The 16,441-nt window shown below is 72.4% G+C and carries 18 protein-coding genes and 1 riboswitch; of the genes, 7 read left to right on the plus strand and 11 right to left on the minus strand.

Features of this window, described 5'->3' with window-relative positions; all coding sequences use genetic code 11:
- The first annotated feature begins 57 nt into the window (after positions 1–57).
- Together OG408_RS09265 and OG408_RS09270 are read left to right on the plus strand one after the other, a co-directional pair.
- Entirely contained in the window at positions 58–1,869 is a 1,812-nt protein-coding gene (locus tag OG408_RS09265; RefSeq protein ID WP_266777174.1) for a glycoside hydrolase family 15 protein, read from the plus strand.
- Between the two features lie 4 nt (positions 1,870–1,873).
- On the plus strand, positions 1,874–2,629 hold the full coding sequence (locus OG408_RS09270; protein WP_266777176.1) for an SDR family oxidoreductase: 756 nt from the start codon (positions 1,874–1,876) through the stop codon (positions 2,627–2,629).
- Between the two features lie 82 nt (positions 2,630–2,711).
- On the opposite strand, the gene amaP is transcribed toward OG408_RS09270, so the two are convergent.
- The 5 genes from amaP to OG408_RS09295 are packed head-to-tail and all read right to left on the minus strand — an operon-like array spanning position 2,712 to position 5,055.
- Positions 2,712–3,299 (minus strand): alkaline shock response membrane anchor protein AmaP, encoded by a 588-nt coding sequence (amaP, locus tag OG408_RS09275; protein ID WP_266777178.1) that lies wholly within the window; start codon positions 3,297–3,299, stop codon positions 2,712–2,714.
- Positions 3,296–3,982, minus strand: a complete 687-nt coding sequence (locus OG408_RS09280; RefSeq protein ID WP_266777180.1) for a DUF6286 domain-containing protein — start codon at positions 3,980–3,982, stop codon at positions 3,296–3,298. Before OG408_RS09280 ends, amaP begins: the two co-directional genes overlap by 4 nt.
- Positions 3,979–4,341: a hypothetical protein gene (locus OG408_RS09285; protein WP_266777182.1), complete on the minus strand. Its 363-nt coding sequence runs from the start codon at positions 4,339–4,341 to the stop codon at positions 3,979–3,981. The genes OG408_RS09280 and OG408_RS09285 overlap by 4 nt, the downstream gene beginning before the upstream one ends.
- Positions 4,338–4,529, minus strand: a complete 192-nt coding sequence (locus OG408_RS09290) for a hypothetical protein (RefSeq protein ID WP_123526843.1) — start codon at positions 4,527–4,529, stop codon at positions 4,338–4,340. The genes OG408_RS09285 and OG408_RS09290 overlap by 4 nt, the downstream gene beginning before the upstream one ends.
- 31 nt (positions 4,530–4,560) lie before the next feature.
- On the minus strand, positions 4,561–5,055 hold the full coding sequence (locus tag OG408_RS09295; RefSeq protein WP_266777188.1) for an Asp23/Gls24 family envelope stress response protein: 495 nt from the start codon (positions 5,053–5,055) through the stop codon (positions 4,561–4,563).
- A 92-nt stretch (positions 5,056–5,147) separates the two neighbouring features.
- Here OG408_RS09295 and OG408_RS09300 point away from each other — a divergent pair, with 92 nt between their 5' ends.
- Positions 5,148–5,873 carry a hypothetical protein gene (locus OG408_RS09300; protein WP_266777190.1) on the plus strand — a complete coding sequence of 242 codons (726 nt, stop codon included), beginning with the start codon at positions 5,148–5,150 and terminating at the stop codon, positions 5,871–5,873.
- A 50-nt stretch (positions 5,874–5,923) separates the two neighbouring features.
- On the opposite strand, the gene OG408_RS09305 is transcribed toward OG408_RS09300, so the two are convergent.
- The 3 genes from OG408_RS09305 to OG408_RS09315 all read right to left on the minus strand — a co-directional run bounded on the left by OG408_RS09305 (position 5,924) and on the right by OG408_RS09315 (position 9,089).
- Entirely contained in the window at positions 5,924–6,715 is a 792-nt protein-coding gene (locus tag OG408_RS09305; RefSeq protein ID WP_326669311.1) for an enoyl-CoA hydratase/isomerase family protein, read from the minus strand.
- 158 nt (positions 6,716–6,873) lie between these two features.
- Positions 6,874–7,095 carry a helix-turn-helix domain-containing protein gene (locus OG408_RS09310; RefSeq protein WP_018518904.1) on the minus strand — a complete coding sequence of 74 codons (222 nt, stop codon included), beginning with the start codon at positions 7,093–7,095 and terminating at the stop codon, positions 6,874–6,876.
- Between the two features lie 395 nt (positions 7,096–7,490).
- Positions 7,491–9,089, minus strand: a complete 1,599-nt coding sequence (locus OG408_RS09315; protein ID WP_266777194.1) for an ABC-F family ATP-binding cassette domain-containing protein — start codon at positions 9,087–9,089, stop codon at positions 7,491–7,493.
- A gap of 282 nt (positions 9,090–9,371) precedes the next feature.
- Between OG408_RS09315 and ypfJ the strand changes: the two genes are divergently transcribed.
- Positions 9,372–10,262: a KPN_02809 family neutral zinc metallopeptidase gene (gene ypfJ, locus OG408_RS09320; protein WP_266777196.1), complete on the plus strand. Its 891-nt coding sequence runs from the start codon at positions 9,372–9,374 to the stop codon at positions 10,260–10,262.
- 127 nt (positions 10,263–10,389) lie between these two features.
- On the plus strand, positions 10,390–10,800 hold the full coding sequence (locus tag OG408_RS09325; protein ID WP_266777198.1) for a VOC family protein: 411 nt from the start codon (positions 10,390–10,392) through the stop codon (positions 10,798–10,800).
- Between the two features lie 101 nt (positions 10,801–10,901).
- Here the strand turns inward: OG408_RS09325 and OG408_RS09330 are convergent, their stop codons facing one another.
- The 3 genes from OG408_RS09330 to OG408_RS09340 form a co-directional block, all read right to left on the minus strand.
- Positions 10,902–12,212 (minus strand): hypothetical protein, encoded by a 1,311-nt coding sequence (locus OG408_RS09330; RefSeq protein WP_266786058.1) that lies wholly within the window; start codon positions 12,210–12,212, stop codon positions 10,902–10,904.
- Between the two features lie 185 nt (positions 12,213–12,397).
- Positions 12,398–13,525, minus strand: coding sequence for an alpha/beta hydrolase (locus OG408_RS09335; protein WP_266777200.1), 1,128 nt, complete (start codon positions 13,523–13,525; stop codon positions 12,398–12,400).
- 118 nt (positions 13,526–13,643) lie between these two features.
- The gene (locus OG408_RS09340) at positions 13,644–14,309 is read right to left on the minus strand and encodes a class II aldolase/adducin family protein (RefSeq protein ID WP_285568622.1); all 666 of its coding nucleotides are present in this window, start codon (positions 14,307–14,309) and stop codon (positions 13,644–13,646) included.
- Positions 14,310–14,545: 236 nt separating this feature from the next.
- Here OG408_RS09340 and OG408_RS09345 point away from each other — a divergent pair, with 236 nt between their 5' ends.
- On the plus strand, positions 14,546–15,808 hold the full coding sequence (locus tag OG408_RS09345) for an inorganic phosphate transporter (protein WP_266777204.1): 1,263 nt from the start codon (positions 14,546–14,548) through the stop codon (positions 15,806–15,808).
- A gap of 33 nt (positions 15,809–15,841) precedes the next feature.
- Entirely contained in the window at positions 15,842–16,087 is a 246-nt protein-coding gene (locus OG408_RS09350; protein ID WP_266777206.1) for a hypothetical protein, read from the plus strand.
- Positions 16,088–16,239: 152 nt separating this feature from the next.
- Positions 16,240–16,372, plus strand: a riboswitch (cobalamin riboswitch).
- Positions 16,373–16,441: the final 69 nt, after the last annotated feature.

Genomic DNA, 16,441 nt, shown 5'->3' on the forward strand with positions numbered 1-16,441 from the left:
GCCTCTCCTCACGTCGTGGCTGCTTAGCGGAGGTCAGGTTCGGGAACACGCCACAACGTGACCCCACGCATCGAGGACTACGCCCTCATCGGCGATCTGCAGACAGCCGCCCTGGTCGGCAGGAACGGTTCTGTCGACTGGCTCTGCCTGCCCCGCTTCGACTCGGGCGCCTGCTTCGCCGCGCTGCTCGGCGACGAGGACAACGGACACTGGCGCATCGCCCCCAAGGGCGCGGACAACTGCACCCGCCGCGCCTACGTGGGCGACTCCCTGGTCCTGGAGACCTTCTGGGAGACCCGCACCGGCACCGTCAAGGTCATCGACTTCATGCCGCAGCGCGACGAGGCACCCGATGTGATGCGGATCGTCGAGGGCGTCAGCGGCACCGTCGACATGGCCTCGGTGATCCGGCTGCGCTTCGACTTCGGCTCCGTCGTGCCGTGGATGCGCCGCTCGCAGGGCCACCGGGTGGCGGTCGCGGGACCGGACTCGGCGTGGCTGCGCAGCGACCCGCCGGTCAAGACCTGGGGCCAGCAGTTCTCCACGTGCTCCTCGTTCAGCGTCTCCGAGGGCGAACGGGTCGCCTTCGTCCTGACCTGGCACCCCTCGCACTCGCCCCGGCCCGATCTCATCGACCCGAACGAGGCGCTGGAGAACACCCTGGCCGACTGGGCCGAGTGGTCCGCGCGGTGCAAGTACCAGGGCCCCTACCGGGATGCCGTGATGCGGTCGCTGATCACCCTGAAGGCACTCACCTTCGGTCCGACCGGCGGGATCGTGGCGGCCCCCACCACCTCGCTGCCGGAGGAGATCGGCGGCGTACGGAACTGGGACTACCGCTTCTGCTGGCTGCGGGACTCCACCCTCACGCTCGGCGCGCTGGTCTCGGCCGGATATCTGGAGGAGGCGGCCGCGTGGCGGGACTGGCTGCTGCGCGCGGTCGCCGGGGACCCGGCCGATCTGCAGATCATGTACGGGCTCGCGGGCGAGCGCCGGCTGCCGGAGTCGGAGCTGCCGTGGCTGAGCGGCTACGAGCACTCGGCCCCGGTCCGGATCGGCAATGCCGCCGTCAGACAGCGTCAGCTCGATGTGTACGGAGAGGTCATCGACTCGCTGCGGCTGGCCCGGGACGCCGGCCTCGACGACAAGCCGCACGCCTGGAACCTCCAGCTGAGCCTGCTGGGCTTCCTGGAGTCCACCTGGCGCGAACCGGACGAGGGCCTGTGGGAGATCCGCGGCCAGCGCCGCCACTTCGTGCACTCCAAGGTGATGGCCTGGGTGGCGGCCGACCGTGCGGTGCGCAGTCTGGAGGAGGACCCGACGCTGACCGGCGACGCCGACCGCTGGCGGGCGATGCGGGACGCCGTGCACCGGGAGGTGTGCGAGAAGGGGTACGACCCGGTGCGCAACACGTTCACCCAGTCGTACGGGTCGCGGGACCTGGACGCCGCGACCCTGCTGATCGCCAGGACCGGGTTCCTGCCGCCGGACGACCCGCGCGTCATCGGGACGGTCGACGCGGTCCGGGACGAGCTGGGCAGCGACGGGCTGGTGCGCCGCTACAGCACCGACGGCACCTCGATCGACGGACTGCCGGGCGGTGAGGGCGCCTTCCTCGCCTGCTCGTTCTGGCTGGCGGACGCGTTGCGGATGACGGGGCGCGCCGAGGAGGCGACCGAACTCTTCGAACGGCTGCTGGCGCTCCGCAACGACGTGGGGCTGCTCGCCGAGGAGTACGACACCGCGGCCGGGCGTCAGCTCGGCAATTTCCCGCAGGCCTTCAGCCACATCGGTCTCGTCGGTACGGCGGTGGCGCTCGCCGAGGCACAGGCCGCCGAGGACACGGCCCGGGGTGACGCGGCAGGATAGGACCATGGATCTTGGACTGAAGGACCGTGTGTACATCGTCACCGGGGCGACCCGGGGGCTCGGCAACGCCACGGCGGCCGCGCTGGTGGCCGACGGCGCGAAGGTGATCATCACCGGGCGCGACGAGAAGAGCGTCCGGGAGGCGGCGGACGAGCTGGGCCCGGACGCCGTCGGACTCGCCGCCGACAACGCGGACCCGAGCGTGGCGCAGCGGCTCGTGGAGGCCGCTCAGGAGGGGTTCGGCCGGCTCGACGGCATCCTCATCAGCGTCGGCGGACCGGCGCCGGGCTTCCTCGCGGACAACACCGACGAGCAGTGGCAGTCCGCCTTCGATTCGGTGTTCCTGGGTGCGGTGCGCCTGGCCCGGGCGGCAGCGGCCGCGCTCGGCGAGGGCGGGGTCATCGGCTTCGTGCTCTCCGGCTCCGTCCACGAGCCGATCGCCGGACTGACGATCTCCAACGGGCTGCGCCCCGGCCTGGCCGGTTTCGCCAAGTCGCTGGCGGACGAGCTCGGTCCGCGGGGCATCCGGGTGGTGGGCGTGCTGCCGGCCCGCATCGACACGGACCGGGTGCGTGAACTGGACGCGCTGTCGGGCGACGCGGAGGCCTCACGCACGGCCAACGAGGCGCGCATCCCGCTGCGCCGCTACGGCACTCCGGAGGAGTTCGGCCGGACGGCGGCGTTCCTCCTCTCGCCGGCCGCCTCGTATCTGACGGGCATCATGGTGCCGGTCGACGGCGGCTCCCGGCACGGCTTCTGAGCCCCGCGCCCGGACGCGGCACGAGGGAGGGGCCGGACGGCGTGTGTGCCGTCCGGCCCCTCCCTCGTCGTGTACAGCCCCGTCAGCTCACCCGCTCGGCCCGGTGCTTGACCGCCTTCAGCCGCACCTCGGCCGGCAGCCGCTCCAGCCCGGCGGAGTCCCGGGCATGGGCCAGCGCCTCGTCGCTGAGCTTGCCCAGCGCCTCGTCGGGGGCCGCGTGCGGTTCCATCAGCAGCCGGATCCTGGCCTGCGGTTCGCTGCGCCGGCCGGTCAGGACGACCTGGGCACGGGCCACCCCGTCCAGGGCGCCCGCCTCCTGGGCGAGTACGCCCTCAAGGGCGCGGCCGCGCAGCAGCGCGCCCTCTCCGTCGCCGCTGTCCACGAGCACCTCGGCGAGGCGGGCCCGGCGCAACTGGGCCAGCAGCCACCACAGCGCGAGCACCACCAGCACCGCGAGAACCGCGATCACCACCGGCCACCACCAGCCCTCGGAGCGCCAGCGGTCCCGGTCGGCCTCACTGAGCAGCACGTCCTTCTTGCCGTACCAGGGCCACCAGGACGGCACGGAAAGGCCGAACCCCGCGGCCAGCACCCCGCCGCCCACGCAGACCAGCACCAGTCCGGCGAGGCCGAGCAGTACCCGGTTGACGGTCCCGATCACGCCGCTCACCCCTTCTTCGCCGGACGGCGGACATGGACGGACAGGCTCGGCGGCCGGGCCAGCCCGAGTTCCTTGATGCCGGTGGAGAGCACGGTGTCCAGATCGGACCGTACGTCGTCGAGTTCACGGAAGTGCGAAACGGCCCGCACCCCCACCTTGCTCCGGCCCATCCGGACCCGGACGGACTGCACACCGGCCACCTCCACGGCCCGGTCGCGCAGCACCATGGCCGCCGCGGTCCGGTCGAGGGCGGCCCGTACGCCCGGGCGGTCGCGGCGCATCGGCAGCAGATCGCGGAGTCCGGGTGTGAGGGCGAGGACGATCAGCCACAGGCCGACCGCCGCCGCGACCGCGGCGCCCGTCAGCACCCAGACGTCGTCCAGCCGCCGTTCGGCCAGTTCGTCGGCCAGCGAGCGGCGCCACCGCATCGCCGGATGGTCGGCGCGGACCGCCGCGACGTCGTAGAGGAGCAGCCCGGAGCCGCCGAGGACCACGAGGGCCGTGATGCCCGCCGGAATGCGCCGGGCGGACCAGAATCGGCCCGCTCCGCCCTCGCTCCGTTCCTTGGCCGGGACCGGGTCGTACGCCGCGGACGACGCCGACTGGTCGAGTGCGAGCACGTCGCCGTGTTCCACCGCCCCGGTGGTGGGCAGTCGCTGCGTACCGTGTTCCGGGTTCTGGGGTTCGGTCATCGGATCCTCCCCTGCGCCGCGAGGCTCGCTCCTGAGGGGTGCAGGCGCTCGACCTGTACGGCCACTTCGGGCACCTCCATCCCCGCCAACGCCTCTACCCGCATCGCGACCCTGCGACGCACGGCACCGCACTGGCGTCCGATGTCGCTGGGATATCCGAGCTCCAGACTCACCCGTACGCGTGCGGTGTCACGGTGCACCGTGACCGTGGCGCGCGGCGAAGCGGCGTCCGTCGGCGGCGCGTCGACCGCCTCCTTCGCCGCCTGCGCGGCGATCTTCGCGACGACCCGGTCGGCGATCCTGGTCTCCCCACGCTCCGCTGCGGCGACCCGGCCGCCCGCCCCCGGCACGCCCGTCACCGCCGTCGGTCGCCGCGCTCGCGACTCCGGAAGAAGTCGCCGGGCTCCAGGTCACCGTCGAGGAAGCGACCGGCGATGAAGCCGATCGCCCCCAGGGCGGCCACCAGCAGGAAGGCCCCGAATCCGCCGAAGTACCCGGCGAAACCGAGCGCCATGCCGGCCACCATGCCGACCACAGCCATGCTCATCTGCGCTCCTCAACTGCCTTTGACGGGAGACTTACTGGAGACGTGGCTCGGGCTGGTCCTCGTCGTCGTCCTCGTCGGGCAGCTTCACATCGCTCACCGCGATGTTGACCTCGACGACTTCGAGACCCGTCATGCGCTCGACCGCCGCGACAACGTTTTCCCGTACATCACGGGCAACATCCGCGATCGACACGCCGTAGTCGACGACGATCTCCAGGTCGAGGGCGGTCTGGGACTCGCCGACCTCGGCCTTGACGCCCCGGGTGACCGACTTGGAGCCGCCGGGGACCCGGTCGCGCACCGCGCCGAAGGTCCGCGAGAGTCCACTGCCCATCGCGTGCACGCCGACCACGTCGCGCGCCGCCATTCCGGCGATCTTCTCGACGACTCCGTCGGCGATCGTCGTACGACCGCGGGTGGCGGGGTCTCCCCCGCCGCGCTTCGTCAGCGGGTTGCTCCTGCTGTCGCCGCCCGTCGAGTCCTTGTCGGGGTACTCGGGCCGGTTCCGCTGTGGGGTCTCGGTCATCGCCGTTCTTCCCTTCGGGGCAGGTTGGACTTCATTGCCCACATTAAGTGTGCTTGCCCCGTCTCGCGCCATGGATGCGGCAGGCTGGGGAGATGACGACGGCTGACAGCCCGCACAGGGCCCAAGGATGGACGGCTGCGGTTCGGCAACGGCTCGGCCTGGGCCGACTGCTCCCTCTGGGCGGTCCGGCGGACGGGGCCTGGATCTCGGAACGGGCCGCGGTCGCCGTGCTGCGCCGGGCGGTGGGAGGTCCCGGGTCCGGCCCGGTGCTCGGGGAGCTGCGGATCGGCGTGGCCGACGCGCCGGAGGCCCCCGCCCCGCAGGTGCCGCCGCCGCCGAGCGCCCTGCCGCCGGGCCCGCTGCGGATCGAGGCCACGCTGGCCGCGACGGCGGACCAGCCGCTGCCCGTGGCCGCCGCGGCGCTGCGCTCGGCGCTGCTCGCCGCTGCCGCGCGGCGGCTCGGTCTGGTGGTCTCCGAGGTGGATCTGCAGGTGACGGAGTTGCTGGACACCGATCCGGAGCGGGCCGAACCGGAGCCCGACGCGGTGCTCGCGGCCCGGCCGGAGAACGCGGCGGGTCATGCCGCCGTGGGAGTGACGGGGGTCGCGACACTGACCCGGGTACTGGGCCCGGCCGTGCACACGGGCGCGGATCACGTACGGGTCGAGCTGGCGACGGACGGTGCGCACCGGGCGCTCGACGTGGCTCTCGCGGTGCGGGCGGCGGTCACGGAGGCGGTGGACGGGCATCCGCCGGTGTCGGTGCTGGTCACGGCGGTGACGGGCGATCCCGGGCCGGACGGTTCGGCCGCAGGCTGACGTGGCACCGGGCCCCGGGTGGCGTGTCCGGAGCCCGATGACGGCGGCTGTCAGTCGAGCGTGCCGGAGAGGTCGCGCAGCCGGCGGCCCTGGGCGGCCCGCTCGGCGGCGCGCTGCTCCTCGTACGGACGGGAGACGGCACCGCTCAGCAGGGCCTTGGTCTCGATGACGGCGTCGCGCGGGGCGGCGATCAGGGCGCCGGCCAGGTCGCGGGCGGCTCCTTCGAGCTCCTCGGCGGGCACCACGAGGTTGGCCAGGCCGGTGCGTTCGGCCTCGGCGGCGTGCACGAAGCGGCCCGTGGCGCAGATTTCGAGCGCGCGTGCGTACCCCACCAGGTGCACCAGGGGGTGCGTGCCGGTGAGGTCGGGCACCAGCCCGAGGCTGGTCTCGCGCATGGCGAACTGCACGTCCTCGGCGACGATCCGCAGATCGCAGGCGAGGGCCAGCTGGAAACCGGCGCCGATGGCGTGCCCCTGGACGGCCGCGATCGACACGATGTCGTTGCGGCGCCACCAGGTGAACGCCTCCTGGTACTCGGCGATGACCGCGTCGAGCTCGGCCTCCGGGCCGCGCCCCATGTCGAGGAACGACGGCTCACCGTCGAACCCCTCGGGGGTGAACGCCTGGCGGTCGAGTCCGGCGGAGAAGGACACACCTTCGGCGCGCAGCACGACGACCCGCACACTGCCGGGCAGGGCCCGACCGGCCTCTTTCAACGCCCGCCACAGAGCGGGGGACTGAGCGTTGCGCTTGGCCGGATTGGTGAGGGTCACCGTGGCAACCGCGTCGTCGACGGTGAGTCGTACGCCGTCCTTGTCGAGCACAGAGTCGAGCGAGGTCATGGAGCGCCTCCGGATCGGGTTCAGTCAGCACATCAAGCTAAGTGACTGAACAGTAACCACCCGGTCGACCGCACGATCGACCGGGTGGCCACCACCGAAACCGGTGAGCCCCGGGACAGGTCCAGATCCTGCGGCCTGCCCCGATCCGCGGACGGCTGTCAGGCCGTCGCGGCCTTCTTGCCTCGTGTCGCGCCGCCGCGTCCCCGCAGCGTCACTCCGGACTCGCTGAGCATCCGGTGAACGAATCCGTAGGAGCGGCCCGTTTCCTCGGCCAACGCCCGGATGCTCGCACCGGAGTCGTACTTCTTCTTCAGGTCTGCCGCGAGCTTGTCGCGCGCGGCGCCGGTTACCCGGCTGCCCTTCTTCAGAGTCTCGGCCACCCGTGCCTCCTCGTGGGAAGTGCGCTCTGGACTCTCATGATCACCCCTCGGGGCCGTCCTGGCCACCCATTCGGCAAGGTCCGTGCAACCGGATCGGGGCCCCGGGAAGGCGCCGGCATGACCGGAATCCCCTATTCCGCGGGGCTGCGGGGGCAGCGGGGGAACGGCTCCGAAGGAACGGCCAGGTCAGGGCCGCAAGGGGATCGCGGCCCCTTATGGGTGCACCCGGCAGCTATCTGCCGGGTGCCGCGCCGCGGTACGAGACGCACTCACACAGATGATGGATCACGCGTAGGCCGAATGATCCAGCGGAGTTGGATCAGCTCAGCGGGCAGCCGGAGCCGGGGTCCGGCCGCGGGCGGCCGGGGCGGGCCCCGGACCGCGTCCGGACGGGATCAGGCCAGCGCGACCAGGTCCCGGTAGTCCGCACCCCACAGGTCCTCGACACCGTCGGGCAGCAGGATGATGCGCTCGGGCTGGAGCGCCTCGACGGCTCCCTCGTCGTGCGTGACGAGGACGACCGCACCCTTGTACGTGCGCAGCGCGCCGAGGATCTCCTCGCGGCTGGCCGGGTCGAGGTTGTTGGTGGGCTCGTCGAGCAGGAGCACGTTGGCGGAGGAGACCACCAGCGTCGCGAGGGCGAGCCGGGTCTTCTCGCCACCGGAGAGCACCCCGGCGGGCTTGTCGACGTCGTCCCCGGAGAAGAGGAACGAACCCAGCGTCTTGCGGACCGCGACGAGGTCGAGGTCGGGCGCGGCCGAGCGCATGTTCTCCAGGACGGTGCGGTCCGGGTCGAGAGTCTCGTGCTCCTGGGCGTAGTAGCCGAGCTTGAGGCCGTGGCCCTCGATGACGTCGCCGGTGTCGGGCTTCTCCGCACCGCCCAGGAGGCGGAGCAGGGTGGTCTTGCCGGCACCGTTGAGGCCGAGGATGACGACCCGGGAGCCCTTGTCGATCGCGAGGTCGACGTCGGTGAAGATCTCCAGCGACCCGTAGGACTTGGAGAGGCCCTCCGCCATCAGCGGCGTCTTGCCGCACGGCGAGGGGTCGGGGAAGCGCAGCTTGGCGACCTTGTCGGAGACCCGCACGGCCTCCAGACCGGAGAGCAGCCGGTCGGCGCGCTTGGCCATGTTCTGCGCGGCGACGGTCTTGGTGGCCTTGGCGCGCATCTTGTCGGCCTGGGCGTTGAGGGTCGCGGCCTTCTTCTCGGCGTTCTGCCGCTCGCGCTTGCGGCGCCGCTCGTCGGCCTCGCGCTGCTGCTTGTAGAGCTTCCAGCCCATGTTGTAGACGTCGATCTGCGAGCGGTTGGCGTCGAGGTAGAAGACCTTGTTGACGACGGTCTCGACCAGCTCTTCATCGTGGGAGATCACGACGAAGCCGCCGCGGTAGCTCTTGAGGTAGTCGCGCAGCCAGACGATCGAGTCCGCATCGAGGTGGTTCGTCGGCTCGTCGAGGAGCAGGGTGTCGGCGTCCGAGAAGAGGATCCGGGCCAGCTCGACACGGCGGCGCTGACCACCGGAGAGCGTGTGGAGCGGCTGGCCCAGCACCCGGTCGGGCAGGCTGAGCGCCGCGGCGATGGTGGCCGCCTCGGCCTCGGCCGCGTATCCGCCCTTGGTGAGGAACTCCGTCTCCAGGCGCTCGTACTTCTTCATGGCCTTCTCGCGGGTGGCGCCCTTGCCGTTCGCCATCCGCTCCTCGTTCTCCCGCATCCTGCGCAGGATCTCGTCGAGGCCGCGGGCGGAGAGGATGCGGTCCCGGGCGAGCACGTCGAGGTCGCCGGTGCGCGGGTCCTGCGGGAGGTAGCCGACCTCGCCGGAGCGGCTGATGGTGCCGGCGGCGGGGGTGCCCTCGCCCGCGAGGCACTTGGTGAGGGTGGTCTTGCCCGCTCCGTTGCGGCCGACCAGGCCGATGCGGTCGCCCTTGGCGATACGGAAGGAAGCGGACTCGATGAGCATGCGGGCGCCGGCGCGCAGCTCGATGCCGGAAGCGGTGATCACGGAAAAACTCCAGGGCGGAATGGACAGCGGAGGAACGGCGGGCGGTTCACGACTCGACGCCGCTACTACTCACGCAGACGCACAAGGAGGGTTGACATGAGAACCAGTCTACTGGCGGTGTCCAACCGCTTTTCCGCGTGCACCCCACCGCAGTTGCCGAAAGCTCGCCCAGCGCGTCCGAGCCGCTCCACCGCGTCAGCAAAAACGGGCATTGCGGTGTGAACTATCCGATACTCGGCGCATGGCTGTGCGGCAGCCGCGAGCGGAGCAGAGGGTGGTGCCATGCAGTTCGACGACGACGCCGATCTGGACACGTCCGAGGTCAAGGACGTGCGCGGCAGCCGCATCCCCGGCGGCAGAGCCACTGTGGGCGGCGGCATCGCAGGGGTCATCGCACTGATCCTGGGCCTGCTCTTCGGGGTCGGCCCCGATCAGCTGGGCCTCTCCTCGGGCGACTCGGGCACGACCGCGACCGCCTCGTCGGCCGCACAGGTCCAGCAGGAGTGCCGGACCGGCGCGGATGCCAACACCAAGGCCGACTGCCGGATCGTCGCGGTGGTCAACAGCGTGCAGGACTACTGGAACCAGGAGTTCAAGCGGCGCGACGCCACGTACGGCGGCGCGCGGACGGTCCTGTTCACCGACCGGGTCTCCACGGCCTGCGGCGCGGCGACCTCGGCCGTGGGGCCGTTCTACTGCCCCGGGGACCGGCAGGTCTATCTGGACCTGGGCTTCTTCGACGAGCTGCGGACCAAGTTCGGATCGAGCGGCGGCCCGTTCGCCGAGGCGTACGTCGTCGCGCACGAGTACGGACACCACGTGCAGAACCAGATGGGGACGCTGGCCCGCTCGCAGGACGGGCGGACCGGCGAGAACAGCAACGCGGTGAAGGTGGAGCTCCAGGCCGACTGCTACGCAGGGGTCTGGGCGAACCACGCGACGACCACGCCCGACGAGTCGACCGGCCGCCCGCTGATCACCGAGCTCACCCGGGCGGACATCCGGGACGGGCTGGACGCGGCCGCCTCGGTCGGCGACGACCGCATCCAGGAGAAGTTCCAGGGCCGGGTCACCCCGGAGTCCTGGACGCACGGCTCGGCCGCGCAGCGCCAGCAGTGGTTCACCACCGGTTTCCGCAGCGGCGACATGGCCGACTGCAACACCTTCCGCTGACCCCCTCCGCGCGAACGGTGCGCACGGCGCCGGACAGGGCATTGTCAGTGGCCGGTGGAAGACTGAGACGCAGATCACAGACGGGCCGCGACAGGGCCCGGTGCGGCGCGAGAAGGGACTGAGCACGATGGCAGACGCGAAGGCGGGCGTTCCGACGCTCTATCCGACGATCCTGTACGACGACGCGAAGGCCGCGATCAAGACGCTCACGGAGGGCCTCGGCTTCACCGAGGAAGCGGTGTACGAGGGCGAGGACGGCACGGTGATGCACGCGGAGCTGTCCTGCGGGAACGGCAGGGTGATGCTGGGCTCCAAGGGCCGCGAGGGCGTCTTCGCCAAGGCGATGCAGGGGGCGGGCCCGGCCGGCGTCTACGTGGTGGTCGACGAGGTCGACGCCCACCATGCGCGGGCGGTGGAGCACGGGGTGGAGATCCTCATGCCGCCCACCGACCAGGACTACGGCTCGCGGGACTACATGGCGCGGGACGCGGAGGGCAACGTGTGGAGCTTCGGGACGTACACACCGGGATCGGGCTGAGTTCGGGACGTACGCACCCGGGTCGGGCTGAGGGGGCGCGCCGCCTGGGGCGGGCCCGCTCCCCTGCCCGCCCCTTCCCGTAGCCGGGGCGCCGCCCCGGTTCAGGCGCCGCCCGTGTGTACCTGGAACGCCGCCTTGCGGACCGCTTTGGCGAGCGCCGGGTCGGGGTGCGCGGCGGCCAGGGCCACCAGGACCTGGACGGTGCGCGGATGGCCGACGGCCCGGACCTCGTCCAGCAGCGCCGGGACGGTGCCCTGCACGGCCGAGTCGAGGTGGCGGACCAGCAGCCCCGTCTCGCCGTGGTCGGCGACGGCCGCCGCGGTGTCCACCCAGAGCCAGGTGGCCTCCTCGCGGCTGAGGACCTCCTGGGCGTCCTCGGGGTCGGCCCCGTCGTACTCCGCGAGCCAGAGCAGCGCGTAGGGGCGCAGCGACGGGTCGCTGACGACGGACCGGACCACGGGCTCGGCCGGTGCGCCGACGACACGGAGCGCCTCGAAGGCGAGCCCGCGCAGCAGCGCGTCCTCGCCGCGGGCCACGCCGAGGAGTTCGGCGACGGCGCTGCCGACGGGGCGGGCGGCGAGCCAGGCGCGGTATTCGGCGCGGGCCGGTCCGGGGGTGAGGCGGGCGCAGCCGAGGAGCATGTCGGCCGCGGACTGCTCGATGTTCCCGGCGGGGCTCTGGGCGGCGACGCAGATCTGTTCCAGCTTGACCCAGACCGCCCAGTTGCCGAGCGGGGTCAGCGTGGCGTGCCCGGTGCCGAGGGTGAGCGCCCCGACGGCGGCCAGCCCCTCGAGCGCCCAGTCCAGCAGGAGGGCGACCAGGGCCTCGGGGTGCGCGGTGGGCGCCGGCTCGGCGGGGCCGGGCAGCGGCTGCGGCCCGTACGGCACCTCGCAGCGCTCCTCGTGCAGTTCGGCGACGCGCTGGCCCAGCAGGTCCAGGAGGGCGGGCACGGTGACCGGGCCCGCGGAGAGCTGGAGCAGCGAGAGCACCTGGGGCACGGCCTCGACGGCCTCGGCGACCGCGGTGGACTCGATGTCCCGCGGTGCGGGGTGGACGAGCGACCAGGCGTCGAAGAGCGCCACCCAGCCGCGGAGCACGGCGGAGTCGTCGCGGTCCCAGGCGCGCAGCCGCCAGCCGGGCCGCGCGGTGTCGCCGTGCAGTTCCACGAGACCGGCGAGGCGGGCCCGGTCCCAGCCGGAGCGCACCTGGGCCGGGGACAACTCCAGCGCCGTCGCGGCCCGTTCGAGGGCCTGGGCGGCCAGCGGAGGCGTGCCGGGGCTCGCGCCGTCGGCCGCCCAGCGGGCGATCCGTACGGCGTCGGCGAGGGCGGTCCTGGCCTGGCGGGCCAGCTCCGACCGCGGCGGGGTGCCCTCGGGCGGGCGGGGCGCCGGCCTGGTGCGCCGGGTGGTCACGGCCTTGCGAGCGGTGGCGAGGGGTCGCGGGCGGACAAGTCGCAGCCTGGAGTCGCGCGGGGTACGGGACGTCACGGGGAGCAGTCTTGCCTCTGACAGCCCGAAAGCCCAAACGGAACCCGAACGACCGGCGTCCGGACGCGGCCGCACCGGCCGGGACCAACCGGCCGAAGCGGCACATCAGCTCACATCAGGGGCGTGAGGAAGCGTCTCAGCGTCTCTTCGTAGTGGACCGGATCGGCATTCCACATCGCCGCATGCGGAGCCTGGGGTACGGAGTGCAGGGCGACCAGGTCCGGCCGGCGGGCCGCGAGCTCCCGGGACGGCTGCCAGGGAGCCAGGGTGTCGTCGGGTCCGTGGAAGATCAGTGTCGGGACGTGCAGGGTCCGGGGCAGCGAGGTGTCCAGGAGCCGGGCGCCGCGCAGTCCGGTCTGGCCCTGGGCGGCGCGGACGGCGAGCGGCAGCAGGGCGGAGGGGACGCCGCGGGCGGCGGCCAGGGCGCGCAGGGTGGTGGCCCAGTCCAGCACCGGCGAGTCGAGTACGAGTCCGCAGATCCGGTCCCGCAGCGCGGAGTTGACGCAGGCGTGCAGCGCCATCGAGGCGCCGGTGGACCAGCCGTGCAGGACGACCTTCTCAGCGCCGTAGCGCACGGCGAAGCGGATGGCCGCGTCCAGGTCCCGCCACTCGGACTCGCCGAGGTGGTGGAGCCCGTCCGGGGAGCGGGGGGCTCCGGGGTCGCCGCGGTAGGCGAGGTCGAGCACCGGCAGCTGCTGCCCGTGCAGGAAGCCCATCACGTTGAGGGGGTGCTCGCGGGTGGTGCCGATGCCGTGCGCGGTGATGACCCAGGTGTCGCGGGGGCCCGGTACGAACCAGGCGGGCAGACCGCCGAGTTCGCCGGGGATCTCCACCTCGCGGAAGTCGAGGCCGAGGGCGGTGGCCGGGTCGCCGCTGTGGATCTCCGGCGTGATGCGGACCTTGGCCCTGGGGAGCAGGGTGCCGCGGTTGACGCGCTCCAGCCGGCGGACGACGGTGTCGGCGGCCTCGTGGGCCTGCTCGATCACCGGGCCCACGACGGCATGGACGTCGTCGCCCACCAGCCCGTAGGTACCGGGCCTGAGCGAGGTGAAGGACCGGGTCAGGGTGACCTGCCCGGCCGCCGTCGCATGCACGGTGAGTCTGCGGTCGGCGGGGAGGGGACGTCCGGACGGCGCCCCGAGGGCGGCGTCGCTGGCGTACCGGCCGGCCGCGACCGCTGCCGCACCGACGCCGAGGATGGAGGTGACGGCTGCTGCCGTCGCTGTAGCCGGGCGCACGGCTTCAGTCTCCCGGCCACCGCCGCACACGGCCAGTGGACGGGGGCCGTCCGGTGGGCGGGGCGTGCGGGAAGCGGGCCGGGCCGTGGGCGGTCGGGCGGCCGGTCGCACCCCGCGGTCAGCCCGGCTGGTGCTGTCCGTACCCCTTCAGTGCTTCCTTGACGTCGTCCAGCTGCTCCGGCGTGAGCAGGGCGGGCGTGCGGCCGGGCACCGAACTCGCGGTGAGCCAGAGGCGGCACAGCCATTCGAGCTGGGCGGTGCGGTCGTAGGCCTCGTCGAGGGTGGCGCCGTAGGTGACCGTGCCGTGGTTGCCCAGCAGGCAGCCGGTGCGGTCGCGCAGGGCCGTGAGCATGTTTCCGGCCAGCTCGTCGGTGCCGTAGCGGGCGTAGGCGGCGACCCGGACCGGACCGCCCAGCATCGCGGCGGCGTAGTGGACCGACGGCACCTCGGCGACCAGTGTGGAGACGGCCGTGGCGTGCACCGCGTGGGTGTGCACGACGGCGGCCGCGCCGGTGTTCCGGTAGACCGCGAGATGGAGCGGTAGTTCGCTGGTGGGGGCCAGCTCGCCGAGCGTCTGGTTGCCCTCCAGGTCGACGCCCGTCAGGTCCTCGGGGCGGAGCCGGTCGTACGGCATTCCGCTGGGGGTGACCAGCACGGTCCCGCCGACCCTCGCCGACACGTTGCCCGAGGTCCCGACGACCAGTCCCTCGGTGGCCGTCCTGCGGGCGGTGGCGACGACCGCCGCCCAGGCCCGCTCGATCGATTCCCGTGACTCATCGCTCATACGAAGATCCTTTCGACGAATGAGCGGCCCCTTGCCGCTCCTCCCGCGACGGCCCGGCCGAACCCAGGATTCCGGGCCCACACCGGCCCGTGCCCCGACCCCGCCGTCACCCGGTGGACGAACAGGGCTGCCGCACTCCGGTTGGGGTCACCGCAACGCCCTGCTCAGTTCATCTTCCGTTCACTCAGGTTGCCTACGGTCCACGTGCCACTGACGTCGAACGATTGCCTGGGTAAATGGAACACATCACGCTGCTGCTCGCGATTGTGATCGTGACAGCTCTAGTGTTCGATTTCACGAACGGTTTCCACGACACCGCCAACGCGATGGCCACCACCATCTCGACCGGCGCACTCAAACCCAAGACAGCGGTGGCCATGTCCGCCGTTCTCAACCTCGTAGGCGCGTTCCTGTCGGTGGAGGTCGCCAAGACGATCTCCGGCGGGATCATCAACGAAGACGGGCTCAGAACCGAGGTCATCTTCGCGGCGCTCGTCGGCGCCATCCTGTGGAATCTGCTGACCTGGCTGGTCGGACTGCCGTCCAGCTCCTCCCACGCACTGTTCGGCGGCCTCATCGGCGCCGCGGTGATGTCCGCGGGCTGGTCGTCGGTCGACGGCGGCACCGTCGTCACCAAGGTGCTGCTCCCCGCGGTCGCCGCACCGGTCGTCGCCGGTCTGGCCGCTCTGCTGGCCACCAAGCTGACGTACCGCATCGGCGGCAGGGTCACCGGCGGCGCCCAGGAGAAGGCCACCGCCAAGGGCTACCGCGCCGGCCAGATCGCCTCGGCCGGACTGGTCTCCCTGGCCCACGGCACCAACGACGCGCAGAAGACCATGGGCATCATCACCCTCGCCCTGGTCACCGGCGGCGTCCTCTCCCCCGGCTCCAACCCGCCGGTCTGGGTCATCGTGTGCGCCGGCCTCGCCATCGCGCTCGGCACCTACCTCGGCGGCTGGCGCATCATCCGCACCATGGGCAGCGGCCTCACCGAGCTGAAGCCGCCGCAGGGCTTCGCCGCCCAGACCAGCGCGGCCACCGTCATCCTGGCCTCCTCGCACCTCGGCTTCTCCCTCTCCACCACCCAGTCCTGCTCCGGCGCCGTGATGGGCGCGGGCCTCGGCCGCAAGGGGGGCGTGGTCCGCTGGTCCACCGCCACCCGGATGTTCGTGGCCTGGGGCCTGACCCTGCCGGCCGCCGGACTGGTCGGCGCGGGTGCGGAGTTCCTCACCAAGCAGGGCACCTGGGGCGTCGTGGTCGTCGCGGCGCTGCTGATCGCCGGCTCCGGCGCCATCTGGATGCTGTCGCGGCGCAGGCCCGTCGGCCACGACGACGTCGCCCCGGCCGGTGCGGACGCCGAGCCCGCGGGTGTCGTCACCACGGCCATCGCGGCCGTCAGCCCGCCGCCCACCGTGGCCGCCCAGCCCCACGAGCTCACGGCGACCATCCCGGCCCCCGCCGGGACGGTCGCCGACCCTGCCCGACCCGCCACGGTCTAGGACCCCAAGAGCCACCGGTAAGGACAGATCCGCATGAACATCGACTGGGCAGCCCTCGGCACCGTCTTCGGCGTCTCCCTCGTCGCCACGGTCGCTCTCGTGGGCCTCTTCACCCTCGGCATCGTCGGCCTCTCCAAGCAGCCCGAACCGGCCGCACAGGGCGGCTCGGCGGGCGGCTCGGCGGGCGGTTCGCTCATGCTGGCGCGCGCCGGCGCGTACGTGTGCTTCGGACTGTGCGCCGCGGCCGTGGCCTACGGCATCTATCTGATCGTCGCCTGAGCCCCACCACTCCCACCCGCATCGGGCCGGACGCACCTCGTGCGCGTCCGGCCCGATGTGTGTCTGCGCACACTGCACCGTCGCAGGTCAACGGCAAGTTGACGGGTGTTCGCGGAGCGTGGTGGACTGCCGGAGCCATTACGGCGACAGCAGAGGAAGCCGGTGCGAATCCGGCGCGGTCCCGCCACTGTCACCGGGGAGCAGTCCCCCAACCACTGGAAGTCACGGTCCACGCAAGCGGACTGGAAGGCCGGGGGAACTGCGGATCCGGAAGCCAGGAGACTCTCGTCGCCGGTCACGTCGAACCAGGGCGCGGACCCTGAGTGAGGACATATCGCCATGCCCGGCTGCCGT

The sequence above is a fragment of the Streptomyces sp. NBC_01257 genome (assembly GCF_035917255.1).
Lineage (GTDB): Bacteria > Actinomycetota > Actinomycetes > Streptomycetales > Streptomycetaceae > Streptomyces.

Bases quoted from the DNA above. Each gene is read 5' to 3' on its own strand.
- OG408_RS09270 (WP_266777176.1), top strand. From the start codon at position 1,874: ATGGATCTTGGACTGAAGGACCGTGTGTACATCGTCACCGGGGCGACC.
- OG408_RS09280 (WP_266777180.1), bottom strand. From the start codon at position 3,982: ATGACCGAACCCCAGAACCCGGAACACGGTACGCAGCGACTGCCCACC.
- OG408_RS09290 (WP_123526843.1), bottom strand. From the start codon at position 4,529: ATGAGCATGGCTGTGGTCGGCATGGTGGCCGGCATGGCGCTCGGTTTC.
- OG408_RS09295 (WP_266777188.1), bottom strand. From the start codon at position 5,055: ATGACCGAGACCCCACAGCGGAACCGGCCCGAGTACCCCGACAAGGAC.
- OG408_RS09300 (WP_266777190.1), top strand. From the start codon at position 5,148: ATGACGACGGCTGACAGCCCGCACAGGGCCCAAGGATGGACGGCTGCG.
- OG408_RS09305 (WP_326669311.1), bottom strand. From the start codon at position 6,715: ATGACCTCGCTCGACTCTGTGCTCGACAAGGACGGCGTACGACTCACC.
- ypfJ (WP_266777196.1), top strand. From the start codon at position 9,372: ATGCAGTTCGACGACGACGCCGATCTGGACACGTCCGAGGTCAAGGAC.
- OG408_RS09325 (WP_266777198.1), top strand. From the start codon at position 10,390: ATGGCAGACGCGAAGGCGGGCGTTCCGACGCTCTATCCGACGATCCTG.
- OG408_RS09340 (WP_285568622.1), bottom strand. From the start codon at position 14,309: ATGAGCGATGAGTCACGGGAATCGATCGAGCGGGCCTGGGCGGCGGTC.
- OG408_RS09345 (WP_266777204.1), top strand. From the start codon at position 14,546: ATGGAACACATCACGCTGCTGCTCGCGATTGTGATCGTGACAGCTCTA.
- OG408_RS09350 (WP_266777206.1), top strand. From the start codon at position 15,842: ATGAACATCGACTGGGCAGCCCTCGGCACCGTCTTCGGCGTCTCCCTC.